Origin of the sequence: Vibrio sp. 10N.286.52.F8 (assembly GCF_041468745.1) — a bacterium.
Taxonomy (GTDB): Bacteria; Pseudomonadota; Gammaproteobacteria; order Enterobacterales; family Vibrionaceae; genus Vibrio; species Vibrio crassostreae_C.
Genome location: NZ_JBFRJF010000006.1, coordinates 31682 through 58666, shown reverse-complemented (window position 1 = coordinate 58666; position 26985 = coordinate 31682). Strand labels below are relative to the sequence as shown.

Sequence of the window (26985 nt, the reverse complement as noted above, 5' to 3'; positions counted from 1 at the left end):
TTGAATGACGTTTTCCACGCTAGGTCACATTTGTAACAACACATTTATCAGAAGGCAGTAAGGCATGACGACCACAAGCAGTGTTCAGGTAATCGCTCCACAGACACTCGATACCATGACGTTTCCACTTCATGGCGCGCGTTTAATTGAAGCATCAGCGGGTACAGGTAAAACATTTACCATCGCTGGCTTGTACTTACGCCTACTGCTCGGGCATGGCACGGCCGCTCCACAAGGTGATCTGACTGAAGCCACTCGACACCATGAGCCGCTAACCGTAGACCAAATTCTGGTGGTGACCTTTACTGAAGCAGCTACGGCTGAGCTGCGAGATCGTATTCGTGCTCGTATTCATGATGCACGCATTGCGTTTGCACGTGGGCAAAGTGACGACCCAGTGATTGCTCCTTTGTTACAAGCCATCGATGATCATGCTGGCGCGGCTAAAACTCTGCTTAACGCTGAAAGACAAATGGATGAGGCTGCGGTATACACCATTCACGGTTTCTGTCAGCGAATGTTGACTCAAAATGCTTTTGAGTCTGGAAGCCGCTTTGATAACGAATTTGTGACCGATGAAAGCCACCTAAAAGCACAAGTAGTTGCTGACTATTGGCGTAAACAGTTTTACCCGCTGCCCATTCAACTGGCTGGTGAGGTTCGTAATATCTGGGGTTCACCTGCTGCGTTATTAGCAGACGTAAATCGTTATCTGACAGGATCTCCGCTGAAATTGACGGTAGATGCGATGTCGGGCGACTTGCAAACTCTGCACAACCAAAACCTAGATAAAGTGAAGCAACTTAAAGCGCTGTGGTGTGAATCCGAAGCGGACTTTTTGGTTTTGATCTCTGCTTCGGATGTGAACAAACGTAGCTACACCAAGAAGTCTCTGCCGACATGGTTAGAAGCTGTGACAGCATGGGCGCAGAGCGACACTCATGATTATCAATATCCAGATAAGTTAGAGAAGTTCTCGCAAGCCACTCTCATTGAAAAAACACCGAAAGGCACTGCACCTCAGCATGCAGTTTTCGGAGCGATTGAGGATTTCTTAAATCACCCAGCTGATTTGAAAGCTCCGTTATTGGCGCATGCGATTACTCATTGTCGAACTATGCTAGCAAAGGCGAAACAGCAAAAGCAGTGGTTGTCGTTTGATGACCTACTGACCCAGTTATCTGCGTCGATCGATGTCGATGAGCAGTCACTGCTGGTGGAAAGGATTCGCACGCTCTACCCGGTGGCGATGATCGATGAATTTCAGGATACCGACCCACTGCAATACAGTATTTTTAGCCGAATCTATCTTGATAATCCGCAGTGCGGCTTGTTTATGATCGGTGACCCAAAGCAGGCGATTTATGGCTTCCGTGGCGCAGATATCTTTACCTATATCAAGGCGAGAAACCAAGTTAGTGCTCACTACACCTTAGGCACTAACTGGCGCTCAAGTGCCGATATGGTCAGTGCGGTAAACCAAGTGTTTATGAATTCGGACAGCCCGTTTATCTACGATCAAGACATTCCATTTTTGCCCGTTGCTGCCAGTCCATCAGCCGACAAACGCCAATGGGTGATGAACGGAGAAACTCAGCACGCACTTACCTTTTGGCTGCAAGAGGCTGAAGATAAGCCATTGCCGAAAGGTGAATATCACAAGGCAATGGCAGAAGCGACAGCGAGTCAAATTCAAATTATTCTGACCGCTTCTCAAAATCAACAAGCCTATTTTGATAACGGCAAAAAACAACATGCCGTGAATGCGGGTGATATTGCTGTTTTGGTTCGAACCGGTAGTGAAGGTCGTCTGATTAAGAACGCGTTGTCGGAACAAGGCATTGCGAGCGTGTATTTATCCAACCGAGACAGTGTGTTCACCAGCTTGGTCGCACAAGATATTCAACGTTTGTTGCAGGCGGTGCTGACACCTGAAAATGACCGAGCATTACGCGCCAGTTTAGCGTCGGAGTTGTTTGCTCTGGATGCCGCATCATTGGATGAACTCAACAACGATGAAGTGGTGTGGGAAAACGTCGTTAACGAGTTTAGAGAATATCGTAAGTTGTGGCTTCAGCGCGGCGTGTTGCCAATGCTTCGCAGCGTGATCAGTAAACGACATCTCGCGGAACGCTTACTGGAAGAAGAAAATGGTGAGCGCTCACTCACTGATTTAATGCACATTGGCGAATTGTTGCAACAAGCTAGGCAGGAGCTCGACAGTGACTATGGCTTGTTGCGTTGGTTGGCAGAAGCGATATCAGATGCACAAAATGGTTTAGGCGGCAGTGAAGATGACATTCAACGTCTTGAGTCAGAGAGAAACTTGGTTCAAATCGTTACTATTCACAAATCGAAAGGTTTGGAATATGACCTTGTATTCCTCCCATTTGTCGCGAGTTACCGAGAAGCGAGCGAAGGCAAATTCTACGACCATGATTCAGACACCACAGTACTCGATATTACTGGCAGCGACAGTGCCTTAGCGCAAGCCGATAAAGAACGACTAGCGGAAGATTTGCGCCTGGTTTATGTAGCGCTGACTCGTGCGGTTTATGGCTGTTTTATTGGTATAGCGCCACTGCGTAAAGGGCGTTCAACCAAAGAACCGACAGGCGTGCATTTGAGTGCGATGGGCTACTTGGTTCAAAACGGACAAGAGCAGGGTATTGCCGAATTGCATCAAGCTCTAACGGCAATTGAAGGCAAAAATTCAAGTGTGCTGCTAGCCGAAATTCCAACCGCTCACGAGCAAGTGTTTGTACAAACCGAGCAAGTGAGCGAAGACTTACATGCGAGCGAACTCAAGGCTTCAATCGACCGGGCTTGGCGTATCACCAGTTACTCGGGGCTTGTAAAGCAAGGCAGTCACGGTGCGAGTCATGACGCGACCATTGAGGTGTCTGGCTTTGATATTGATTCGGCTGATGAGCAGGATGAGTCTGAGTTGATTGAGCCTGAACGCTCTATCTTTACGTTCCCTCGTGGTGCTCGCCCAGGTACTTTCTTACACACCTTGTTTGAGGAGGTTGAATTTACCGAGCCAGCAACCAGTGAACATAACACGCAAGTAATCACTCACTTATTAGAATCAGAGCAATACGAACTCGAGTGGCTACCTGTGCTTCAGCAACTGGTCGATACGGTACTGAACACCGCGTTGGATGGTAAGAGCTTAAAACTAAGTGAGAAAGACTCAACACAACGATTAGTTGAGATGGAGTTCTTACTACCAATCGAAGTGTTGGCTGCATCTGAATTGAATCAAACCATTCAATATCATGATCCGTTATCGGCAAAAGCGGGCGACCTAGGTTTCCAAACCGTGCAAGGTATGTTGAAAGGCTTCATCGATTTGGTGTTCGAGCATCAAGGTAAATACTATGTTCTTGACTGGAAATCGAATCATTTAGGAGATGATGTTGCTGTCTACCATGGCGAAGCATTGAAATCGGCGATGGCTGACCACCGTTATGATCTGCAATATCAGATCTATGCGTTGGCATTGCATCGCTTTTTACGCAGCCGCGTTGCGGATTACAGTTATGAACAACATTTTGGTGGGGTTTATTACTTGTTCTTAAGAGGAATGGACGGTCAATCTCAACAAGGTATTTTCTCGGCGAAACCAACACTGGCTTTGCTCGATGAAATGGATCAATTGATTGACGGTAAAGTGATAGACAGACGTTCAGCACAATTGAATGACAATGAAACTGGACAGATGGGGCTTTTATAATGACAACAACGACCACTAATACCGGCATAGATACTGCGAACACAGCAAAGCCAGTTTCACTTATTCCTGAGCAACTGATGGATGTACTCCAGTTTCTTGCGGATAAGGGTTCTATTCGTCAGTTGGATTATCAATTTGCCCGTTTTCTTGCTCAGCAAGCCACGAGCTACCCTCAAGAGATCGGCTTTCTCGCGGGGGTAGTGAGCCATGAATTAGGCAAAGGACACATTTGTACTCAGCTTATACAGCAGCATACGACAGGCCCTGAACTAGCGGCAGATCTTGCTCAGTTACTTGGGTTATACGGTGAAACTGCACTGCAATTGAACCAAAAACTGTTGGGTATTGATTGGGTGGCTGTGCTTCAATCATCAAACTTAGTGGGAACGACCAACGATTGTGTTAAGCCTCTAATGTTCGATGGGCAGCGTGTCTATTTACAGCGTTATTGGAACTACGAAGTTGTGTTGGCTGAGACCTTAAACCGTTTAAGTAAGCCGGTAGAGTTCAATACTGAGCAGAAAAAAGCGCTGACTGAAACGCTCAATCTGCTTTTTGCACGTAGCTATCATTTTCTGTTTAACGCCTTAGCCAAGGCTGAAGCAAGCCAACAAACGTCTCAGGTATTACGCCAACAATTGGTGTGTGACCATCTTGATATTGTGAATGAGCAGGCTTTAGATTGGGGATCAATCGACCAAGCGATTGTACAAGCTAAGCAGGTGACGGACTTAGATGTGTTGGACGACTTGGTGCCGTTATCGGCATGTTTGAACTGGCAAAAAGTCGCGGCAGCGGTGGCGCTGAGTCGTCGTTTTGCGGTGATTTCTGGTGGGCCGGGTACTGGTAAAACAACCACAGTAACCAAATTACTGTCGGCGATGATCGAGCAATCGCTCAGCCAAGGTAAAACGCCAACGATTAAGCTGGTGGCACCGACAGGTAAAGCGGCGGCGCGTTTAACCGAGTCGATTGGTAAAGCGATTGAGCAGCTGCCATTAGCGCCTGAAGTGAAGGCCAACATACCAACTGAATCGAGCACGTTACATCGATTACTCGGCGCGATTCCTAACCGTGCTGAGTTTAGACATAACCGACGCAATCCACTCCACCTTGATATCTTGGTAGTGGATGAAGCTTCAATGGTTGATCTGTCGATGATGTATAAGCTGGTGGATGCACTTCCTGAGCACGCAAGGCTCATCTTATTGGGTGATAAAGACCAACTCGCTTCAGTAGAGGCAGGTGCTGTGCTCGGTGATATCTGTTCATTCAACTCTGCAGGGTACAGCACAGCGCAAGGCAATTTGATTGCAGAGATGACAGGTTTTGATGCGATAGCTAAACCAAGACAAGACAAAGCTGGAGCGGTGAATCCCCCTGCGATTGCGGATAGCTTGTGTATGCTGCAGAAGAGTTATCGTTTCGATGCGCGCTCCGGTATCGGTCAGCTGGCAAAAGCAATCAATAATGGTTCTGCGAATCAAGTAGACCAAGTGTTTGCCAAAGGTTTTGGCGATATCGAAAACCACCCTCTGTCGAGTGACAGCTATAACCTGATGCTGCGTACTTTGGTTAACGAGTATGGTGCGTACCTCAATAGAATGAATGTGCCGTTGGAAGAGTTAGAAACTCAAGAAGCGAGAGCGAAATCGGTACTCGATTTGTTCAGCCAATGCCGACTGTTGTGTTCCATTCGTGAAGGGGATTTTGGTGTTAAAGGCCTCAACCACAGAATTGAAAGAGCACTGGCCGCAAGGCGTTTGGTGAGCCCTCATAATGATGAGCTGTGGTATCACGGACGTCCTGTTATGGTGACGCGAAATGATCATGGCTTGGGTTTGTACAATGGTGATATTGGTATCTGTATGCTTGAGGCGGGTTCTAGTCAACCTGACTTAACCCCTCGTTTGAAGGTCTATTTTGAGTTGCCCGATGGCAGCGTAAAAGCTGTGCTACCAAGCCGAGTGCCCGATCATGAAACGGCTTATGCAATGACAATACACAAATCTCAGGGTAGTGAATTTGATCTGACCTTAATGATCTTGCCGCCAGATTTCAGCCCTATTTTAACGCGGGAGCTTATCTATACAGGTATTACACGTGCGAAGAAACGACTGATGATGTTCAGCGATACAAATGTGTTGAAGCGTGGGATTAAGGTGAAAACAGAGCGAGTGAGTGGTTTAGGCAGTCGCTTAACGAATTAGTCGTTATGGACGGCTAGAGAAGGTTTTGAACTTAGGGCTAGACAAACACAAAGCAACCATCCTTAGTTGCTTTGAGCGTTATTAGGAATCAGAGCCTAAAAACGCTCGAGTAAACGATATGTGGTTTATCTTGTACTTTGCTTGGCAATTCAAAATAAACTCTTTTAGATTCTCGCTAACAGGGAACACGCAGTGTACGTCTAGCCCTTCTAAGAATTGGTTATCAGCCATATCCCAAAAACTTTGCAGCGAGTTACAAACAATGGTTCTCATATCAATATTGCTCTTTTTGCTGTTTATATTAACGAGCAGAGCTAATGTTAGCGTGCTGGCCGTCAACGGGTATAGCAATCCGTGCAGTGACCACCTCAATGAGTTCGACATGACTATCGAGATGGCAATTCCAATAAAAACATTTGTTAAGATTATTAAAGCGTCTAAATTCTATACAATTATACGTGTGAGTGAAAGTGCATAGTTAATAAATCTCATATAGAAAACGATTACATTTGCAATTATTTTTCCTTTGAAGTGAGATTTTAGTCCAAAACTTTATTTACACATTTAACGCTAAGATTTTTGAGTTACGTTGATAGTTGTACAGCCCCTGTTTTTCCATCGGTAGCTCATCAACTCCGATCTCGTAAAACCCTTGTTCACGGAACCAATGCAGGCTATGTGTGGTTAAAACGAAAATTTGGTCGATATCACGAGACTTCGATTGATGACGCATGTAGTCCAGTAATATTTGCCCGCGGTTGCCATCACGATAATCAGGATGAATAGCCACGCACGCCATCTCCGCCATATGATCTTCCGGGTATGCGTAAAGCGCTGCGCAACCGATAATCAGCCCGTCTTTTTCAATAATGGTAAATCGGTGGATTTCTTGCTCTAGCTGTTCTCGAGAGCGGCGCACTAAGATGCCTTGTTCTTCAAGAGGGCGAATAAGGTCAAATATGCCACCAATATCGTCAATCTGAGCTTGTCTTACTTGCTCGGCACTAGCCATGACCACTTGGGTTCCAATACCGTCAAAAGAGAACAACTCTTGGATTAATGCGCCATCTACCTTGTAGCTGATTAGATGACAACGAGGCACACCAGCTCGACAAGCGGAGATCGCTCCTTTCAAGAAGCGCAGTGTTCCTGTGCTCATGTCTTCGGCAGGATTTTGAGATTCCGTTAATCGTTCTAGAATTTGCTTGGCATCTTTAGGGAAGAGTTCGGCGAGCACGTTACCGCGTTCATCTGTTACCCCTTGTTCGGAGCAGAAGCCAATCAGCTTGTCGGCCTTTAGACGAATAGCAACTTGGGTAGCGACCTCTTCAGAAAGTAGGTTAAAGCTTTCGCCTGTCACGGAGCTGGCAATAGGGCCAAGCAGTACAATTGAACCTTGGTCAAGCGTGCGATTGATCCCTTCGATATCGATTCGACGAATACGCCCGCTGTGGCAATAATCCGTACCGTCATCCACGCCAAGCGGTTGAGCCGTAATGAAGTTACCACTCATAACATTGAGTTGAGTGCCTGCCATCGGTGTGTTGTTTAAGCTCATTGAGAGGCGTGCGGTGATGGCAAGTTGAAGCTGTCCAGCAGCCTGCATAGCGACGCCCAAAGAATATTCATCAGTGACCCTAATATTCTTGTGATAAGGCGTATGGCAATCTTGCTTGGCGAGCAATTGGTTGATCTGCGGTCTTGCCCCGTGAACGAGAACAATCTTTACTCCAAGGCTGTGGAGCAAGGCTATATCACTAATAATGTTACCAAAGTTCCTGTCGGCAACGGCTTCGCCTCCCAGCATAATGACCATGGTTTTGCCACGGTGAGCATTTACGTAAGGGGTTGATTGTCTGAAACCTTTTACTAGCGCTGTACTTCTTAATTTCACAGAACAAGTCCATTTTGTTTATTTATTCGATAATTTAGCATTTAAATTCAAATGTAAACAACACCTTTTTGGAATAAAGCGCAAACTATTCTTATCTAGGCTTCAATATATAAACTGTCTCAGTGTAGAATGCGCATAGTATCCTTATGAGTAGTCACCGAATGCAACAAGCTCCAGCAACAAAGAACAAAATCGATGAGATAACCAAAGGTCTCTACAGCGAAGCTGATCAGCGCAATCAATCTAAGTTGAAGCGTAAGATCATTGAACGTTGTTTAATGGTTCTAGCCTTAGTGGGTTCGTTTGCGGTGGTTTCTTTGTTCGGCGATGTGCTTTCCCGAGTGCAAAATGCGGCGACGCCCGACAATCTGATATACGGCACTTGGATAGAGCAAGATGTTGCACATTATGCGACCGATGAGTTTGTTCTGAATGCTAATGGTGTGTCAGTTCGTGGGTCTGTTGTTTCGACGAGCTTTGACTTTGATGGAAACTACTTTGAATACAAGGCGGGTGATAAAACCTATCGCTTCCGCATGACCAATTCTGACAATACAGAAATGGTGCTCGATTCTGACAGTCACTACAATCCCATCTTCCGCCTTAAGGGCCATATCGATAACTCCGTCCGATAGGTTATCTTCTTGTAAACTCTTACAATCTAAGATTGTGTTATCTGACTGTTTTTGTCATCCTCGATGCATAGAATTTTTAGGATGACTCTTGTGATTAAAAAATGGCTTCCCCTTGTCGCTGCCTCTTTGTTATTTGGCTGTGCTCAACCCACTGATCTTGCTCAGCAACACCTTGATGACGAATTTCCTCGCACCTTGAATAAGGTCGATCAGGTTGAATCCAATAAACCAAGAGACTACACCGCATTTGCAGAACAAGCTGAGATGGTGGTTTCTAAATCCCCTTCGATGGCTAAAATCTATGAGCCGCTTTATCAACAACTCAATGAGTGGGCGATGCTGAGTGGAGATCCAAGCGAGCTAGCGAATTTTGGCGTTCAAACCGCTCAACTAGGTGGTGGTGATAAACAAGGCAATGTTTTGTTCACGGGCTACTTTTCTCCTGTGATGGAGCTGCGCCACGAAGCGAATGAAGAATATCGTTACCCTGTTTACGGGCTTCCTGAGTGTGGTAAAGAGTGTCCAACACGCCAAGAGATTTACAACGGCGCACTAGAAGGTCAGGGCCTTGAGTTAGGTTACTCAGCAAACCGTATCGACCCATTTATGATGGAAGTACAGGGCAGTGGATTTGTACACTTCGGTGATGATGACACGCTGCAGTATTTCGCCTACGCGGGTAAGAACAATAAAGCTTATGTGAGCATTGGCCGTGTTCTGATTGAACGAGGCTTAGTTCCACGCGAAAAAATGTCGCTAAAAGCAATCAAAGAGTGGGTATTGGCAAACGATCCTGAAGTGGTCAAAGAGCTGCTTGAGCAAAACCCATCTTTCGTGTTTTTTGAAGCGAGAGACGACCTATCTGTGATGGGTAGTGCGGGCATTCCTCTATTACCTATGGCGGCGGTTGCGGGCGATCGCTCTATCTTGCCTATGGGGACGCCGATTCTTGCTGAGGTTCCATTATTGAATGCTGATGGTACTTGGAGCGGCGCTCATCAACTAAGACTGCTATTGGTTTTGGATACGGGCGGCGCGGTTAAGCAAAACCATTTGGACCTTTACCACGGCATGGGCCCTCGAGCGGGTACAGAAGCGGGCCATTACAAGCATTTTGGTCGTGTGTGGAAGCTCGGTTTAGATGGCAGCGCAACTGAAGCGCCTTGGGCTTTGCCTCCTGAAAAGGTTGAGTAAGCTACAATAAAATAGGGCATTGAAAGCGAATCGCTAATCCCCTAGACTTTTTATTCAAGAGTGCGTATAAAACGCACTCTTTTCTTTTTCTCAGAAATAAATTGGCGGCAACAATGCGTGAATTGACCACTCCAGCTTCAGAAAACTATGACCAACGATTTGGTGGCACCCGTCGCCTATATGGCAATAGTGAAGTCGACATACTTAGAGCAGCACACGTGTGTGTGATCGGTATTGGTGGTGTAGGTTCATGGGCGGTTGAAGCGCTTGCTCGTACCGGTTTAGGTGAGCTGACTTTGATCGATATGGATGATGTGTGTGTGACCAACATCAACCGTCAGATCCACGCAATGTCGGGTACCGTTGGTAAAAGCAAAATCGAAGTGATGGCAGAGCGCGTTAAGCTGATTAACCCTGAGTGTAAAGTTAACCTGATTGACGACTTTATCGGCCCTGATAATCAGGCTGAATACCTATCGAAAGAGTTCGACTTTGTATTAGATGCGATTGACAGCATGAAAGCTAAGGCTTCACTGTTGGCTTATTGTCGTAGCAACAAAATCAAGGTGATCACTACCGGTGGTGCGGGTGGTCAAATCGATCCCACTCAAATCAAAGTGGCTGATCTGACGAAGACGATTCAAGATCCGCTCGCGAAGAAGCTAAAAGATACCCTTCGTCGTCATCATAATTTCCCTAAGAATCCAGCACGTAAGTTTGGTATCGATTGTGTGTTCTCAACTGAACAGCTGAAATACCCTCAAGCTGACGGCAGTGTATGTGCTGCGAAAGCGACAGCAGAAGATCCAAAACGTATGGATTGTGCGACGGGTTTTGGTGCGGCAACAGTTGTAACGGCGACGTTTGGTTTTGTAGCTGTTTCGCGTATCGTTGAAAAGCTGATTCAAAAGCACGCTAAGTAACGTCTTTTACTCAATTAACAATCGACTGGATATTAAAATGACCACATTCCCAAGCTCTCCATTCGGCACTGAAATTACCAGTGATGATATCGTCGCGAAGATGCAGACATTCAGCGGCTGGGAAGACCGTTATCGCCAAGTGATTCAATGGGGTAAGAAACTGCCAACGATGCCTGATGAACTGAAAAGTGAGCAGGTGATTGTCTCTGGCTGTGAAAGCCAAGTGTGGTTGGTTTCTCAGAATATCGATGGTGTTTGGCACTTTTGTGCTGATTCTGATGCGCGTATCGTTCGCGGTCTGATTGCTTTGGTGATGGCTGCGTATGATGGAAAAACATCAGAGCAGGTTCAAGCGTTCGATATTGATGGTTACTTTGAACAAATCGGTCTAATTACCCACCTTAGCCCATCTCGCGGTAATGGATTAAAAGCGATTGTTGCTCAAATCCAAGAGCTAAGTGCTTAATATCTCCTTGATACACAGAAGCAAAAAGGGTTGACGTTAAACGCCAACCCTAAGTAATTTCGCTACTCCCTAAAGCATATCAACGGCTTTTTCTATCGCCGCTACGAGCTTTTCAACATCATCCATGTTGTTGTAAATACCAAATGAAATTCGAACCGTTCCTTTCACATTAAGTGCATCCATTAATGGGTGAGCACAATGATGTCCTGCACGTACTGCGATACCTTGCTGATCCAGTAGAGTCGCTATATCTTGATGGTGAACACCATCCATCACAAAAGTAATCACACTTGCGTTAGGTTGATACCCTAAAATCTGAATGTCATCCAGTTTACTGAGAGCAAGATAAGTCTCGTGTTGTAGTTGGTGGATATGATTTTCGACATCTTGTTGTACAAAACCACTTAACCATTCTATTGCGGTGCTTAGTGCTATGGCTCCTGCCACATTTGGCGTGCCCGCTTCGAATTTGCCAGGCAGTTCTGAAAAAGTAGTGCCAGAGAAAGAGACGCGCTCGACCATTTTGCCACCACCATGCCAAGGTGGCATCGCTTCTAACAATTCAAGCTTGCCGTAAAGCACACCGATGCCCGCAGGGGCATAGAGCTTGTGTCCAGAGAATACGTAGAAATCCGCACCTAAAGCTGCAACATCGACTGGTTCATGGACAATGCCTTGCGCGCCATCGACGACGACCACGGCATTCATCTTATGTGTTTTCTCGATAACTTGTTCAATAGGTTGGCGAGACCCAGTCACATTGGTTATCTGGGCCAGAGCAACAATCTTGGTTCGTTCAGTCAACAGTGCATCAAAAGCAGCAAGGTCGAATTCGCAGTCAGATGTCATTGGGATTTTGATGATATTAGCACCGGTTTGTTCTGCCACAATTTGCCAAGGGACAATGTTGGCGTGGTGCTCCATTTCGCTCACCAGGATTTCATCGCCCGGTTGGAGGGTACTTCTAGCGTAGGTTTGAGCGATAAGGTTGAGTGCTTCGGTGGCACCGCGAGTCCAGATAATCTCTTTCGATGAGGTTGCGCCAATAAACTGAGCGACCTTATCTCTGGCAGCTTCAAACTGACTGGTCGCGTTCGCTGTTAAGCTATGGCTACCACGGTGAACATTGGCATTTTGTTTGGAGTAATATTGGCTAATGGCATCAATAACTACCTGAGGTTTTTGTGTCGTTGCCGCGCTGTCTAAGTAAATCAATGGTTGTTGATTGATGGTTTGTGATAGCGCAGGAAACTGCTCTCGGATGTGATTGATATCAAGCATCTATTCTTACCTAAATCTTGGAAATTGGTGCCAGCGTTATGCTTAGCGGTATTGTTATTTTATCGCGACTTGTTGACCGTTGCTGACTAATCTTGATGATTCCAGCTATTTTCTTGCTCTTTGACCTGATTGAACAGCTTTTGGTTAACAGGAACTTCTATCTGATGTTTAAGCGCTGTTTTTATTAGGTGTCCAGTGATGAAGTCGATCTCTGTCTTGCGTTGGTAAAACATATCCTGCTTCATGGATGAGTTGTTCTGCGCCGTGGCTTGGATGACCTGCTTGACACTTGCTTCTAATCCGTCGAATGAACAAGCGATCTCTTCGGCCTGCATAACTTGTGTGAGCTCTTCAACGATAGAACTTAAAATACCCTCAAACCTTTGGTCTGCAAGTTCACCATTCTTGATTTGTTCCAACCCAGTAAGTGGATTGATAGCACAATTGATGGCGAGTTTAGCCCAAAGCGCGGTTTTTATTTGTGGGTTCCAACTCACAGTGGGGAGAGCATCATCCAATACATCAACCAAAAACGTGCACTGTTGACCCGTTTGGTTAAAAGCACCCAACTGGGTTTGTCCTATTCCTGTGTGAGATACACTATTACGATCAGGTTTGAATGCTGCTTGGGTCGTGGTTGCCAATACTATCGGGTGAGCATTAATTTGAGTGGCAATGTTGTCGACCGCGCCCATTCCGTTATGCATGAACATGAGAATGGTGTCAGAGTCGAGATATTGAAGTAACGGAGTGGTGGCTTCTTCTACTTGCCAAGCCTTGACTGTGAAGATCACTAAGTCACTCGCTGATAGCTTGTCGATATTGTTATTGCTGAAGGAAAGTGAAGCTTGTCCATCAAGCGATAAGTCAATTGAGTTATCAGTGGAACGACTCCACAAAGACACATTATGACCAGCTTGAGAGAGTTTGATAGCCCACAAAGAGCCGATAGATCCAGGCCCAATAATTGAGATGTTCACAGCGATACCGAGATAAGAAAGTGATGCAGCAAGGATAGCGAGGCATTAAATGAAAGCAATAAAAAATGGCACCCGAGGGTGCCATTTAGGAAGTTTTCTTAGAAGTTCGATTAGAACTTGTAAGTTACTGCTACGTAGTGACCTACGCCAGAAGACTCAGCTTGTGCTGATGCATTCCATGGAAGGCCTTCGCCATCTGCAAAACCGTATACATCTTTGTATAGTTTTAGACCGTAGCCAACTGCGAACTGATCTGAGTGCCAGTAAAGACCGTTGAACATTGCACCACCATTGCTTGATGTTGCATACCCTTTACCTTCATCCATACCGAATTGGTAATCGATGTAACCTTGGTAAGAGATGAATGAACCGTTCTCGAAGAAGTGGAAAGGTTTGAACCAGTTAGTCGAGATTTGGAAACCGTTCCAATCTTTTTTGTTTGAGTCGTATGTACCGTAAAGGTTTAGACCCATTTTACCGAACCATGGAACCATTACGTCAGAACCAAGACCAATTTTTTGAGTGTTAACACCAGGGCTACCATCGATACAACCTGTAGCATCACAGTTAGTAGCACCACCACCGCCCCATTCCATAAGAGATGCAACGTATAGCTCTTGAACTGGACCAAAAGAAAGGTCTTTACCAGTTAGGCCATCGATAGACATACGAGGAGCAAACTTCATGAACATTTTTTCAGATTTTGCTTTATCGCTGCTTGAGTCCGACGTTAGGTTAAATACATCAACATAGCCGTAAAGATCGAAAATACCATTGCGACCACCAAACTCCATCTCTAGGTAATCATGAGTAGACTCAGAAACACCTTTCTCATTAAAAGCACCCATCAAGTTGAACTGTAGGAACTTGTAATCGTTCTTGTGGATGTCGCCGTCAGAATAATCCGCTGCCATTACTGGAGCAGAAGCTGCTGCTAGTAGGGCAAGAGCTAAAAGTGATTTACGCATAATGGAACTCTCTATGTTTAAAATAAGTAACCCGCTAATCCGTGCGTGTTTGTATGTCCGAATGCCGAGCATAATAGCGATTTTGTTCTCAAATAAAAGTGAGACAGAGTGAAAACTATAATTATTATGGTGAGCCTGATCACACTAACGATCTAAATGATGGAACTTTAATGTGTCAATGCATCTTGATGCACCTCTAATTCTATTGATTTTGTGAGATTAGATTATTTTGTGGATAAATCGGTGAAATACTGCGCTAAGCAAACGATTCTACTAAATAGAGTGACATGCATATCAAAATCAACAGTATTCCTTTCTAATCGTTTTCTCGTGAAAAATGACTCATTAAATCCACCTCTCAATCTTGTCTTTGATCTATTTTTGACCAACTGCGTAATGATGTTGGAATCAATTGATGAACAACTCATGTGATGACTGACTAGGAATTTCAACCTAGCTACTTTTGGAATCACGGAGAATTAAAGACAGTTCACTGCACTAGATTTTGAGGCAATTTTTAAAGATTAGATATTGGACTAATCATTTGTGTGACGAACTGGTCTAACTTTTTTGGAGAGAAGACCGATGAAATATTCACCAATACTCGCGGTAGCGATATCAGCCCTGTTCATTGTTGGGTGTGATGATGACGATGAACCAACAACTCAACTTCAAGCTGTACATGCATCGCCAGATGCCCCGTTGGCTAACGTTTTAGTAAATAGTCAGGCTCGTTGGAGCGGTGTCGATTATGCTCAAGCATCCGGATATGCCTCAGTAGATCAAGGCCAAACCACTCTGCAAGTCGATGTCCAACTCCCAGGTGACGCAGTAGCGACTGTGATTCCGCCAAGCCAATTCGATTTGAGCGGTGACCTAGATTACACCGTAATGGTGGTCGGTGATGCTGATGGTTCTAATAACCCGGTTGAGGCTTTAGTTGTGACGCGACCTTCTGAGGGAACGGCAACGAGTTCAAGTTTAGATGTGCAAGTTGTTCACGCGGCAACAGGGGTTGGAGATGTGAACTTATACGTAACGGCGCCGAATGATCCATTGGGTGCTCCGCTTGGCACTCTCGGTTATAAAGACTTTACTGACGTACTCAATATTCCAGCAGGGCAATACCGAGTGAGATTAGAAACCGTGAGCGGCAATGCTATTGCTTTTGACTCCGGAGAAATAACTCTGTCTGGCGGTAGCGAGCTAACGATCGCGGCTGTGCCAAGAGCTGACTCCAATAGCACTTCCCCAGTAAAATTGATGGTAATGGACGGTTTGGGCTCATCTTTAATCTACGACATGGCAGAAACTGCAGAAGTAAGAGTCGGTCATCTCGTTGATGGCGCCCCAGATGTAGATGTTTTTGTCAACGGAGCTGCATTTGCACCTCTTGCTGATTTGATGTTTAAAGAGATCCGTGGATTTTTAGATTTAGCAGCAGGGACTTACGATATTGACATCTTTGCCGATGGCACAACGACCAATACATTGATTGATGCTGACGGGGTGGCTGTATTTGCCGGAATGGATTACAGCATTTATGCAGTGGGTATGTTAAGTCCACTCAATTTGGAACCACTAGTTGTCCCTGAAAACCGTCGCCCGGTTGCGACCAGTGCGGTGTTAAACATTACTCATGCGGCGGCAAACCCAGTTGCAGCATCGGTTGATATCTACTTGACTGAGAACGTGGGAATATCTGGTAGCACTCCGGCACTAAGTGATGTGAAGTTCAAAGATTACGCGAATGGTATTTATGTTGCAGCGGGATCTTACTACGTGACAATTACTGTCGCAGGAGACCCAACTACTGTTGCCATTGACTCTGCGCCTGCAACTTTGGCTGACGGTGTTGTTTATCAAGTCGTCGCGATTGATGACTCGACGGGAACTGGTTTTAACTTGATCGTAAGTGATACAACAGATTAGCGTTTAATTATCGGCTGGCAGAAAGTAAAAGAGGGTAGCCCAGTGCTACCCTCTTCTCTTTTGTTTTCTTTTACTCTTATTCGTGGTTGTTTTTGGCTTTTTCTAATAAATCAGTGAAAAAGTGGCGTAACGAGTAGAGCATGATCAAACTTGGAATCACCATTAATGACGTTAGTATAAAGAAGGTTGACCAATCATTGAGGAAGTCGACCAGCTCACCGCTAAATGAAGCCAGAGTTGTACGACCGAAATTTCCAAGTGATGCTAGCAAGGCGTATTGCGTTGCCGAGAAAGCTTGCCCAGTTAGTAGCGTTAAGAAGGAAACGAATGCCACTGTCGAAAAGGCGGTCGTGAAGTTATCGACAATAATCGTTGCCAAGAACAGTGTTTCACTTGGGCCTGCTTGAGCGATCCATGCAAACATTAGATTACTGGCTGCCATGGCAACACCGCCAATCATCAGTCCGCGTACAATGCCGAATTTTACATTGAAGACGCTGCCTACCAAAGTGAAGAATATGGTTGCGCCCCAACCAATTAACTTCGAATAGTGGCCGATCTGTTCGTTACTGAAACCTATCTCTTTATAGAAGGTGATCGACATGCGACCTAGGAAGGCTTCACCTATCTTAAATAGGAATACGAACAGCAGTAGGGTGATGGCAACTTGAACTCCGTTTCGTTTGAAGAAGTCATAAAACGGTTCTAACACGGTAACACTGAACCAAGCCACGACTTTCGAACCGACAACCTTATTGTGGCGTTGCTGAGCCTGTTCTTGCAGGGCTTCGCGTTGTGTATTTGGCTCTCCGACAAAAAGAGTAAACAGCATTAGTACGACAACGACGCCTGCCATTCCGTAATACACGCCATTCCAACCGATTGAGTCTGCGTTAATAAAGGCAAGGTAGCCTGGTAGAGAATACCCCGTCCACCAACCAATTACGGCCATTGCAGAAGCTTGCGGCAGTTTTGATGCTTCGGATTTTGGGAAGGTATCAATACGAAATGCATCAATCGCGATGTCTTGCGTGGCTGAGGCAATGGCAATAGCGAGCGCCAACATTGAAGTAAACGCCAAGTTCTCTGCGGGATTGACGCCTGCGATGAATAAGGTACCGATTAAAACAATGGATTGGCAGAAAAAGATCCAACTGCGTCGCTGGCCGAGTATTGCGTGAAGCACCGGCAGTTTTACTCGGTCTACCAATGGTGCCCATAGAAAGTTAATCGCATACACGGCAAACACACTGCCAAAGTAGCCGATGGCAGCACGCGTTAAACCTGCATCTTTTAGCCAACCAGACATATTGGATCCAATAAGAACCCATGGGAAGCCACTCGAACAGCCGAGCATAAACACCCAAAGTAGGCGTTTATCTAGGTAGCTGCGGAAAGTCTGCATCCAAGAAAGAGAGGGAGTGCCTGATGACATAGTGCGTCCTTGTGTAGAAAAACGCCCTTAAGAAATAAGGGCGTTAGATTGGATTACTTAAGAAGGGTCACTTTAGTGATGACGATTGGGTCAACTGGTATGTCTGACATGCGGCCCATTCGCTTGGTTGGAATCGTTGCCATCTTTTGAACAACATCAAAACCTTCAGTTACTTTGCCGAATACAGCGTAGCCTGGGTTGCTACCTTTTGCGTTCAAGAAGTCATTATCAGAGAAGTTAATGAAGAACTGACGAGTTGCAGAATCTGGCGCATTAGTACGAGCCATCGCGATTGTTGCTGTATCGTTCTTCAAGCCATTGCTGCCTTCATTCTTGATAGGAGCGTAAGTTGCTTGTTGATTCATCTCTTGATCGAAGCCGCCACCTTGAGCCATAAAGCCAGGAATAACACGGTGGAAGATAGTGCCTTCGTAGCTGCCGTCAGCAACGTATTTTAGGAAGTTCTCCGCACTAACCGGTGCTTGTTCTTGGTTAAGCTCAATAGTGAAGTCGCCTAATGTTGTTTCCACGTTTACTTTAGGACCAGCCCAAACGCTTACGCTCACTAGCATTAATGCGATAGAAGATAAAATACGACCCATTAGAAACGTTCCTTCATGTAAGTTTGTAGCTCTTGGTCGTTAGCGATCTCAGTAAGAACCAAGTTGATCACGTCATTAAGAACCATAGAGATGTCGTCGTTAGATGCACTCAATGCACCAGTGCGTGTTGCAGTGCCGTTGAATGTTTTAACTAGTTTGCCTTCAGGCGTTTCAGCGGTAACTTCAAGCGTTACTTTACCGTCCATTTTGTTTTCCATAATGGTGTGCTCTACGGTAACGAGTGCTTCTTGAATCTCTAAAACAATCGAGTTTTCACTGTTTACGCTCGCACGAAAACCTTGAGACTCTAACTGCTGTGCAACAGCATTTTCTAGAGAAATACGCATGTTTTGCTTAGCGTGAATTGGCTGAATGTTTGAACGGCCACTATCAACCAATGCAACATATTGAGCGGCACGAACATCTTTACTGGTTAGTGTGTATGTTTTGCCTTGTACAAGGTTGCTTGAGCTTAGTGAAGCTTCTGGCATTACATTGATTTGTTCTTGCTGAGGGGCTGAACATGCTGTCAAAGCCATAATAGAAGCAGCCAAAATCAGTTTTTTCATTCCTTTATCCTTTCTAAATTCACACCAGAAGCTCGGTATCTTAAATTCTTGTGAAGTCGTTTCTGCTTATTTATTAAAATTCGCAGGCTCTCTTGTTGCTTGTAATATCTCAAATTTTTGGTTTAGTTCAAGCGTTTCAACGTTAGCTTCACCAAATAGTCTCGCTAGTTTGACATCGTATCCGAGGTGTCGGTTGCCAATAACAATTAATTTGCCTCCATTGCTAAGAACATGCTTTGCATCACAGAACATTTGCCATGCAATGTGATCAGTAATCGCTTGTTGCTGATGGAATGGAGGATTACACATCACTAAGTAGGTGCTGTTTTTCTTAAAGCCATCTAAACAGTTGTTGGCGATGAACTGGAAGTTGCCGTCTTCACCAAGGTTATCCTTGACGTTTTGGCGTGCTGACTCCACAGCCATAAAGCTTTCATCCACACAGGTAATACGAGCTTGTGGGTTCAATTGCCCTGCTTTTACGCTCAATACACCGTTGCCACAGCCTAGGTCGATGATATGACGCAGCTCTGGATCTTGAGGGATATGCTCTAGCATATAGCGAGCGCCTTGATCGAGTGCTTCCCCTGAGTAAACATTTGGTAAATTTTTCAGGCGGATATCTTCACCGTCTACATCCCACTCCACAAAAGGCTCTACCGTTTGAACAGGTTGGCAATTTGGAGAAGAGAAAACCAAGCGGTGCTTTTTCTTCGCTAGTGATGTTTTGGTTTCGCCTAGGTACTTTTCGAACAGGTTAAGCGTAGAAGTGTGAATCTCTTTTACCTTGTTGACGCCAATCACTTGGCAGCCTACAGGCAATGCTTGGCGTAGCTGGCTCAGTTGCCAGATTAGGTGACGATTTGTTTTTGGCAGCTGCATGATCACAAGGTCGATACCGTGTGGGATATCATCCATCGTGTTCAAGAAGTTCACTCGGTTACTTTGATTACGCTGCAAGTTTTTCAGGGCGCCACGGTGAGAGATAAATGAGTCGCTCATCATAGTGACATCATGATCTTTCGAGAACCAAGTCGATAGGGCACCGAAGCTGTCGTTCATGATCAGGATGTGTTTACCAGGTTCAAGGTTCATCTCTTCAACATGGCTAATAATGTATTCGTCGCCCGCATCCCAAGCTTGAAGGGTTTCATTTGAACGTTTCGGGAAACGATGTAAGGTCAAAGTTCTGTCGTGAAGGGTAAGTTCGGTTTTCATTGCTTGAGATACTTATGTAAGAAATAACAAAGATATTGTCTCAAATGCAGGCTGAACAAGATAGAAAAAACTCAACCAAACCTATGCCATTCGCTATGAAATACTCAGACAGTCGACCGCTTAGGGTTTATACTCATCCCACGGATAATGCCAATACGTTATTAAGGAATCACAATGATCCAAGAAGTTATCGAAACAAAATTGCACAATGAGTTTTCACCAAGTCATTTAAGCGTGGTGAATGAGAGCTATATGCACAATGTTCCGGCTGGTTCTGAGAGTCATTTTAAAGTGATTGTTGTCAGTGATGTGTTTGAAGGTTTGCGTCTTATTGCTCGTCATCGAGCGGTAAATAAGGCACTTTCAGAAGAGTTAGCCAATAATATCCACGCACTGTCTATTCACACTTATACAAAAGATGAATGGATGAAGCAGCTAGATAGCGTGCCAGACAGTCCAATGTGTATGGGTGGCGGAAAGTAAGAAGGCCTATATACAGAGAAAAGCGCCATGGCACTTTTTTTGTCGTCAAACTTATGTATTTTCGTTCTTATATCACCCAAACTGATGTCAAATTGAACGGGCTCAAATACCTACAATGAGTAATGTTTTTATTAACAGTGTTTCAACATAACTAGTAAAATATTAGTTTGTGACAGAGTATTAATCTCTTGTTTAAAACACGATTCAAAAGCCATTTTATCTGTGCGGCTCGTCAAATTTATACATATTTGAGAGGCCATATGCTTCAAATCTCACCAAATAAAGGCTGTATTCAAGTTATTGGTCATGGCATCGAGTTGTCAAAAAATGCTAGAATATCGCACCTGATAAATCTCACATGATTCGTGTGGTGATTTTATTATGAAAATGTTGCGATTTTGGTATCTCAAATTTACCAAAACCGGACACTGTAATGTCGTGTCTAAGGGCGAGTTTAAAACGTCCTGAATTTACGCAATTAAAAGAATCTTTTTCCCGATAAAGTAGTGCAAGTGCGTATGATTACAATAAATAAGGGTTTGGATCTTCCTATCGCAGGAACTCCATCCCAGGTGATTAATGATGGTAAGTCCATCACTAAAGTCGCCTTGCTTGGCGAAGAGTACGTTGGTATGCGTCCTACGATGCATGCTCGCGTTGGTGATGAAGTGAAGAAAGGCCAAGTTCTTTTTGCAGATAAAAAGAACCCAGGTGTTGTATTTACTTCTCCAGCAAGCGGTAAAGTTATTGAAGTGAACCGTGGTGCTAAGCGTGTTCTTCAATCAGTAGTGATTGAAGTAGCAGGCAATGAGCAAATCACGTTCAATAGCTATGAAGCTAGCCAACTAGCAGGTCTTAACCGTGAAACGGTTAAATCTCAGTTAGTTGAGTCTGGCGCATGGACCGCTTTGCGAACTCGTCCGTTCAGCAAGGTTCCAGCCATTGATTCTGAAACTCAGGCTATTTTCGTTACTGCTATGGATACTAATCCGCTAGCAGCTGAGCCAGAATTAATCATTAACGAGCAGTCTGATGCTTTCGTTGCTGGTTTAGATCTTCTTTCAACTCTGACTAACGGTAAAGTGTACGTTTGTAAAAAAGGTACTAGCTTACCTCGTTCAGCTCAGTCTAACGTTGAAGAACATGTTTTTGATGGCCCACACCCTGCAGGTCTTGCAGGCACGCATATGCATTACCTATATCCGGTAAATGCACAAAATGTAGCGTGGAGCATTAACTACCAAGACGTTATCGCATTCGGTAAGTTGTTCCTTACTGGTGAGATTTACTCTGAGCGTGTTGTTTCTCTGGCTGGTCCAGTAGTTAATAACCCACGCCTAGTTCGTACTCAAATTGGTGCTAGCCTTGAAGAGTTGACGGACAGCGAGTTGATGCCAGGTGAAGTTCGCCTGATCTCAGGTTCAGTATTATCTGGTGTTCACGCTTCAGGTCCACATGCTTACCTTGGCCGTTACCATCAACAGGTTTCGGTTCTTCGTGAAGGTCGTGATAAAGAGCTATTTGGCTGGGCTATGCCTGGTAAGAACAAGTTCTCTGTTACTCGTTCATTCCTTGGTCACGTGTTTAAAGGTCAGTTGTTCAACATGACAACGACAACAAACGGTAGTGATCGCTCTATGGTTCCAATTGGTAACTACGAGAAAGTAATGCCATTAGATATGGAGCCTACTTTGCTGCTTCGCGATCTATGTGCTGGCGACGTTGATAGTGCACAAGCACTTGGTGCGCTAGAGCTAGATGAAGAAGATTTAGCACTGTGTACCTTTGTATGTCCTGGTAAGTACGAGTACGGTCAGTTACTTCGTGAATGCCTAGATACAATTGTGAAGGAAGGGTAATTTTCATGGGCCTTAAAAAGTTTATTGAAGACATCGAGCATCATTTTGAACCAGGTGGTAAACACGAAACGTGGTTTGCGCTTTACGAAGCTGCAGCAACACTTTTCTACACACCAGGTACAGTTACAAAGAAAAGCTCGCATGTCCGTGATAGCGTTGACTTAAAACGTATCATGATCATGGTTTGGCTTGCGGTATTCCCAGCAATGTTCTGGGGTATGTACAACGCAGGTGGTCAAGCTATTGCAGCACTAAACCACATGTATTCAGGTGCAGAACTAGTTTCTATCATTGATGGTAACTGGCACTACTGGCTAACCGAAATGCTTGGAGCCTCCTTAGGAGCCGATGCAGGTTGGGGCAGTAAGATGCTCTTGGGTGCGACTTACTTCTTACCTATCTACGCGACGGTCTTTATCGTTGGTGGTTTCTGGGAAGTACTGTTCTGTATGGTGCGTAAGCACGAAGTTAACGAAGGTTTCTTTGTTACTTCTATCTTGTTCGCGCTTATTGTTCCGCCAACACTTCCTCTATGGCAAGCTGCACTAGGTATTACCTTCGGTGTTGTTGTTGCTAAAGAGATTTTTGGTGGTACGGGTCGTAACTTCCTAAACCCTGCACTTGCTGGCCGTGCGTTCCTATTCTTTGCATACCCTGCTCAGATTTCTGGTGACGTAGTTTGGACTGCAGCTGATGGTTTCTCTGGTGCAACAGCGCTTAGCCAATGGGCTCAAGGCGGTGGTAGCGCGCTAATGAACACGGTATCTGGTGAGACGATCACTTGGATGGACGCATTCATTGGTAACATTCCAGGTTCTATCGGTGAAGTATCAACGCTTGCACTTATGATCGGTGCTGCAATGATCGTATACATGGGCATTGCTTCATGGCGCATCATTGCTGGTGTTATGATCGGTATGATTGCTGTATCAACATTGTTTAATGTGATCGGTTCTGACACTAACGCAATGTTCAGCATGCCTTGGCACTGGCACCTAGTTCTAGGTGGCTTCGCATTTGGTATGTTCTTCATGGCAACAGACCCTGTATCAGCGTCATTTACCAATGGTGGTAAGTGGTGGTACGGCATCCTAATCGGCGCAATGTGTGTAATGATTCGTGTAGTTAACCCTGCATACCCAGAAGGCATGATGCTTGCGATTCTATTCGCAAACCTATTTGCTCCTCTGTTTGACCACGTTGTAATCGAGAAGAACATTAAGCGGAGACTAGCGCGCTATGGCAAGTAATAACGATAGCATTAAAAAGACGCTGTTTGTTGTTATCGCATTGAGCCTAGTGTGCTCAATCATCGTTTCAACAGCTGCAGTTGTTCTTAAACCTAAGCAACAAGCTAACGCGGTTCTAGATCAGCAAACTAAGATCCTTGAAGTTGCGGGCATTGAACTTGCGGGTAATATCCCTGAACTGTACGCAGAGAACATTGAACCTCGTCTAGTTGATTTCGCTACTGGCGATTTCGTTGACGGCGATGCTGCTGCATACGACCAACGTAAAGCGGCAAAAGATCCAGCTCAGTCAATCAAGCTTTCAGCTGAAGATGACATCGCTAAGATCCTTCGTCGTGCTAACACGGGTACTGTATACCTTGTGAAAGATGGCGCTGAAACTTCTAAAGTTATCATCCCTGTTCACGGTAACGGTCTATGGTCAATGATGTACGCATTCGTTGCGGTAGAAACTGATGGCAACACAGTTTCTGGTATCACTTACTACGAGCAAGGTGAAACTCCTGGACTTGGTGGTGAAGTTGAGAACCCATCTTGGCGCGCTCAATTCGTTGGTAAGAAATTATTCGACGAAAACCACAAACCTGCTATTCAGGTTGTTAAAGGTGGCGCTCCTCAAGGTTCTGAGCACGGTGTAGATGGCCTTTCTGGTGCAACACTGACTAGCGTTGGTGTTCAACATACATTTGACTTCTGGTTAGGTGATATGGGCTTTGGTCCGTTCCTAGCAAAAGTTCGTGACGGAGGTCTGAACTAATGTCTAGTGCAAAAGAAATTAAAAAGAGCATCTTAGCGCCGGTGTTGGACAACAACCCAATCGCGCTACAGGTTCTTGGTGTGTGTTCTGCTCTTGCGGTAACCACTAAGCTAGAAACAGCATTTGTTATGACTATCGCGGTAATGTTCGTTACTGCTCTGTCTAACTTCTTCGTTTCTTTGATCCGTAACCACATTCCTAACAGTGTGCGTATCATCGTTCAGATGGCAATTATCGCATCACTAGTAATCGTGGTAGACCAAGTGCTTAAAGCATACCTATACGATATCTCTAAGCAGCTATCTGTATTCGTAGGCCTAATCATTACTAACTGTATTGTAATGGGTCGTGCTGAAGCATTCGCAATGAAGTCTGCGCCAATCCCATCTCTAATCGATGGTCTTGGTAACGGTCTTGGTTACGGTTTCGTTCTTATCACTGTTGGTTTCTTCCGTGAGCTTCTAGGCTCTGGCAAACTATTTGGTATGGAAGTACTACCTCTAGTGAGCAACGGTGGTTGGTATCAGCCAAACGGCTTGATGCTTCTAGCACCTTCTGCATTCTTCCTAATTGGTTTCTTGATTTGGGCAATTCGTGTGTTCAAACCAGAACAAGTAGAAGCGAAGGGGTAAGGTAGTCATGGAACATTATATTAGTCTGCTAGTTAAATCGATTTTCATCGAAAACATGGCGCTTTCTTTCTTCCTAGGTATGTGTACATTCCTAGCGGTATCTAAGAAAGTTAAAACTTCTTTTGGTCTTGGTGTTGCGGTAGTTGTAGTACTTACAATCGCTGTTCCTGTAAACAACCTTGTTTACACACACATCCTGAAAGAAAACGCGCTTGTTGAAGGTGTCGATTTAAGTTTCCTTAACTTCATCGCATTCATCGGTGTTATCGCGGCACTTGTACAAATCCTAGAGATGGTTCTAGACCGTTTCTTCCCACCTTTGTACAACGCACTAGGTATCTTCCTCCCACTGATCACAGTTAACTGTGCAATCTTTGGTGGTGTATCTTTCATGGTAACTCGTGACTACAACTTTGCTGAATCTGTTGTTTACGGCTTCGGTTCTGGTGTGGGTTGGATGTTAGCTATCGTTGCTCTTGCGGGTATCCGTGAGAAGATGAAGTACTCTGACGTACCTCCAGGTCTTCGTGGCCTTGGTATCACGTTCATTACTGTTGGTCTGATGGCGTTAGGCTTTATGTCTTTCTCTGGTGTTCAACTGTAGGGTAAGCACCCAGTAATAAGGAATAACAAATGCAAAGCATTATTCTTGGCGTAGCGATGTTTACCATTATTGTATTGGCTCTAGTACTAGTGATTCTTTTCGCTAAGTCTAAGTTAGTACCATCAGGTGACATCACTATTTCAGTAAACGGCGACCCTGAAAAGGCGATCGTTACTCAACCTGGTAGCAAGCTACTTGGTGCCCTGGCTGGCGCTGGTATCTTCGTATCTTCTGCTTGTGGTGGCGGTGGCTCTTGTGGTCAGTGTCGTGTAAAAGTTAAGTCTGGTGGTGGCGACATCCTTCCAACTGAACTTGATCACATCACAAAAGGTGAAGCTCGCGAAGGCGAACGTCTTGCATGTCAAGTTGCTATGAAAACTGACATGGAGATTGAACTAGACGAAGATATCTTTGGTGTTAAAAAGTGGGAATGTACTGTTATCTCGAATAACAACGAAGCTACTTTCATCAAAGAACTTGCTCTAGCGATCCCTGAAGGTGAAGAAGTTCCGTTCCGCGCGGGTGGTTACATTCAGATTGAAGCTGAACCACATCACGTGAAATACGCAGATTACGATATTCCTGAGGAATACCGTGGTGACTGGGATAAGTTCAACTTGTTCCGTTATGAGTCTATCGTTAAAGAGCATTCGATCCGTGCTTACTCTATGGCTTCATACCCAGAAGAGAAAGGCATCATCAAGCTTAACGTGCGTATCGCAACTCCGCCGCCAAACAACCCTGACGTAGCTCCTGGTGTTATGTCTTCATACATCTGGTCTCTTAAAGAAGGCGACAAATGTACTATTTCTGGTCCATTTGGTGAGTTCTTTGCTAAAGACACAGACAATGAAATGGTATTCATCGGTGGTGGTGCAGGTATGGCGCCTATGCGTTCTCATATCTTCGACCAACTTAAGCGTCTTAAGTCTACTCGTAAGATGTCTTACTGGTATGGCGCGCGTTCTAAGCGTGAGATGTTCTACATTGAAGATTTCGATGGCCTAGCGGCTGCAAACGAAAACTTCGTGTGGCACTGTGCACTGTCTGATCCTCAACCAGAGGACAACTGGGACGGTTACACTGGTTTCATCCACAACGTACTGTACGAAAACTACCTGAAGGATCACGAAGCTCCTGAAGATTGTGAGTACTACATGTGTGGTCCACCGATGATGAACGCTGCTGTTATCGGCATGCTGAAAGATCTTGGTGTAGAAGATGAAAACATCCTACTAGATGACTTCGGTGGTTAATCCACTTAAGTGATTGATATTATGGCTGACTCCTACGAGTCAGCCATTTGTTTTTCTAAGACAGCTTTTGACAACATACTGGCTTATATAAGAAAGAG

The 26985-nt window shown here is 45.0% G+C and carries 23 protein-coding genes; 14 read left to right on the top strand and 9 right to left on the bottom strand.

Annotation, left to right across the window (positions count from 1 at the left end; genetic code table 11):
- Window positions 1-64 precede the first annotated feature (64 nt).
- A complete protein-coding gene (gene recB, locus AB4133_RS02235; protein ID WP_372223882.1) occupies window positions 65-3739 on the top strand; it encodes an exodeoxyribonuclease V subunit beta in 3675 nt (1224 codons plus the stop codon).
- A complete protein-coding gene (recD, locus tag AB4133_RS02230; RefSeq protein ID WP_372138964.1) occupies window positions 3739-5949 on the top strand; it encodes an exodeoxyribonuclease V subunit alpha in 2211 nt (736 codons plus the stop codon). Before recB ends, recD begins: the two co-directional genes overlap by 1 nt.
- Window positions 5950-6030: 81 nt before the next feature.
- Here recD and AB4133_RS02225 read toward each other — a convergent pair whose 3' ends face one another.
- Together AB4133_RS02225 and argA are read right to left on the bottom strand one after the other, a co-directional pair.
- Window positions 6031-6222 carry a hypothetical protein gene (locus AB4133_RS02225; RefSeq protein WP_046224581.1) on the bottom strand — a complete coding sequence of 64 codons (192 nt, stop codon included), beginning with the start codon at window positions 6220-6222 and terminating at the stop codon, window positions 6031-6033.
- A 283-nt stretch (window positions 6223-6505) separates the two neighbouring features.
- The gene (gene argA / locus AB4133_RS02220) at window positions 6506-7843 is read right to left on the bottom strand and encodes an amino-acid N-acetyltransferase (RefSeq protein WP_017064194.1); all 1338 of its coding nucleotides are present in this window, start codon (window positions 7841-7843) and stop codon (window positions 6506-6508) included.
- Window positions 7844-8004: 161 nt separating this feature from the next.
- Between argA and AB4133_RS02215 the strand changes: the two genes are divergently transcribed.
- From AB4133_RS02215 to csdE, 4 genes are all read left to right on the top strand, one after another.
- Window positions 8005-8478, top strand: coding sequence for a DUF2850 domain-containing protein (locus AB4133_RS02215; RefSeq protein ID WP_017064193.1), 474 nt, complete (start codon window positions 8005-8007; stop codon window positions 8476-8478).
- A gap of 81 nt (window positions 8479-8559) precedes the next feature.
- Entirely contained in the window at window positions 8560-9672 is a 1113-nt protein-coding gene (mltA, locus tag AB4133_RS02210; RefSeq protein ID WP_017064192.1) for a murein transglycosylase A, read from the top strand.
- Between the two features lie 113 nt (window positions 9673-9785).
- A complete protein-coding gene (gene tcdA, locus AB4133_RS02205) occupies window positions 9786-10595 on the top strand; it encodes a tRNA cyclic N6-threonylcarbamoyladenosine(37) synthase TcdA (protein ID WP_372223881.1) in 810 nt (269 codons plus the stop codon).
- Between the two features lie 37 nt (window positions 10596-10632).
- A complete protein-coding gene (gene csdE, locus AB4133_RS02200; RefSeq protein WP_017059900.1) occupies window positions 10633-11061 on the top strand; it encodes a cysteine desulfurase sulfur acceptor subunit CsdE in 429 nt (142 codons plus the stop codon).
- Window positions 11062-11130: 69 nt separating this feature from the next.
- On the opposite strand, the gene csdA is transcribed toward csdE, so the two are convergent.
- The 3 genes from csdA to AB4133_RS02185 all read right to left on the bottom strand — a co-directional run bounded on the left by csdA (window position 11131) and on the right by AB4133_RS02185 (window position 14290).
- Window positions 11131-12342: a cysteine desulfurase CsdA gene (csdA, locus tag AB4133_RS02195; RefSeq protein WP_372223880.1), complete on the bottom strand. Its 1212-nt coding sequence runs from the start codon at window positions 12340-12342 to the stop codon at window positions 11131-11133.
- A gap of 86 nt (window positions 12343-12428) precedes the next feature.
- Window positions 12429-13322 carry a 2-dehydropantoate 2-reductase gene (gene panE, locus AB4133_RS02190; RefSeq protein ID WP_372223878.1) on the bottom strand — a complete coding sequence of 298 codons (894 nt, stop codon included), beginning with the start codon at window positions 13320-13322 and terminating at the stop codon, window positions 12429-12431.
- Between the two features lie 110 nt (window positions 13323-13432).
- Complete coding sequence (locus AB4133_RS02185) at window positions 13433-14290, bottom strand: outer membrane protein OmpK (RefSeq protein WP_029406370.1); 858 nt, start codon at window positions 14288-14290, stop codon at window positions 13433-13435.
- Between the two features lie 585 nt (window positions 14291-14875).
- On the opposite strand from AB4133_RS02185, the gene AB4133_RS02180 reads away from it, so the two are divergent.
- The gene (locus AB4133_RS02180) at window positions 14876-16222 is read left to right on the top strand and encodes a DUF4397 domain-containing protein (RefSeq protein ID WP_372223876.1); all 1347 of its coding nucleotides are present in this window, start codon (window positions 14876-14878) and stop codon (window positions 16220-16222) included.
- 76 nt (window positions 16223-16298) lie between these two features.
- Here AB4133_RS02180 and AB4133_RS02175 read toward each other — a convergent pair whose 3' ends face one another.
- The 4 genes from AB4133_RS02175 to AB4133_RS02160 all read right to left on the bottom strand — a co-directional run bounded on the left by AB4133_RS02175 (window position 16299) and on the right by AB4133_RS02160 (window position 20046).
- Window positions 16299-17657 (bottom strand): AmpG family muropeptide MFS transporter, encoded by a 1359-nt coding sequence (locus AB4133_RS02175; protein WP_372223875.1) that lies wholly within the window; start codon window positions 17655-17657, stop codon window positions 16299-16301.
- 53 nt (window positions 17658-17710) lie between these two features.
- Entirely contained in the window at window positions 17711-18259 is a 549-nt protein-coding gene (locus AB4133_RS02170) for a peptidylprolyl isomerase (RefSeq protein WP_017059906.1), read from the bottom strand.
- On the bottom strand, window positions 18259-18828 hold the full coding sequence (locus AB4133_RS02165) for a YajG family lipoprotein (protein ID WP_017059907.1): 570 nt from the start codon (window positions 18826-18828) through the stop codon (window positions 18259-18261). Before AB4133_RS02165 ends, AB4133_RS02170 begins: the two co-directional genes overlap by 1 nt.
- 66 nt (window positions 18829-18894) lie before the next feature.
- Window positions 18895-20046, bottom strand: a complete 1152-nt coding sequence (locus tag AB4133_RS02160) for a methyltransferase (RefSeq protein ID WP_372223874.1) — start codon at window positions 20044-20046, stop codon at window positions 18895-18897.
- Between the two features lie 174 nt (window positions 20047-20220).
- Here AB4133_RS02160 and bolA point away from each other — a divergent pair, with 174 nt between their 5' ends.
- From bolA to nqrF, 7 genes are all read left to right on the top strand, one after another.
- Complete coding sequence (gene bolA, locus AB4133_RS02155) at window positions 20221-20529, top strand: transcriptional regulator BolA (protein ID WP_010439043.1); 309 nt, start codon at window positions 20221-20223, stop codon at window positions 20527-20529.
- A gap of 518 nt (window positions 20530-21047) precedes the next feature.
- Window positions 21048-22388 (top strand): Na(+)-translocating NADH-quinone reductase subunit A, encoded by a 1341-nt coding sequence (locus AB4133_RS02150; protein WP_372223872.1) that lies wholly within the window; start codon window positions 21048-21050, stop codon window positions 22386-22388.
- Window positions 22389-22393: 5 nt separating this feature from the next.
- Window positions 22394-23638 carry an NADH:ubiquinone reductase (Na(+)-transporting) subunit B gene (locus tag AB4133_RS02145; RefSeq protein ID WP_010439046.1) on the top strand — a complete coding sequence of 415 codons (1245 nt, stop codon included), beginning with the start codon at window positions 22394-22396 and terminating at the stop codon, window positions 23636-23638.
- Entirely contained in the window at window positions 23628-24395 is a 768-nt protein-coding gene (locus AB4133_RS02140) for a Na(+)-translocating NADH-quinone reductase subunit C (protein WP_017059911.1), read from the top strand. Before AB4133_RS02145 ends, AB4133_RS02140 begins: the two co-directional genes overlap by 11 nt.
- A complete protein-coding gene (locus AB4133_RS02135; RefSeq protein WP_008223083.1) occupies window positions 24395-25027 on the top strand; it encodes an NADH:ubiquinone reductase (Na(+)-transporting) subunit D in 633 nt (210 codons plus the stop codon). The genes AB4133_RS02140 and AB4133_RS02135 overlap by 1 nt, the downstream gene beginning before the upstream one ends.
- A 7-nt stretch (window positions 25028-25034) precedes the next feature.
- Window positions 25035-25631, top strand: a complete 597-nt coding sequence (gene nqrE / locus AB4133_RS02130) for an NADH:ubiquinone reductase (Na(+)-transporting) subunit E (RefSeq protein WP_009848375.1) — start codon at window positions 25035-25037, stop codon at window positions 25629-25631.
- Between the two features lie 29 nt (window positions 25632-25660).
- Window positions 25661-26887, top strand: a complete 1227-nt coding sequence (gene nqrF, locus AB4133_RS02125; protein WP_008223085.1) for an NADH:ubiquinone reductase (Na(+)-transporting) subunit F — start codon at window positions 25661-25663, stop codon at window positions 26885-26887.
- Window positions 26888-26985: the final 98 nt, after the last annotated feature.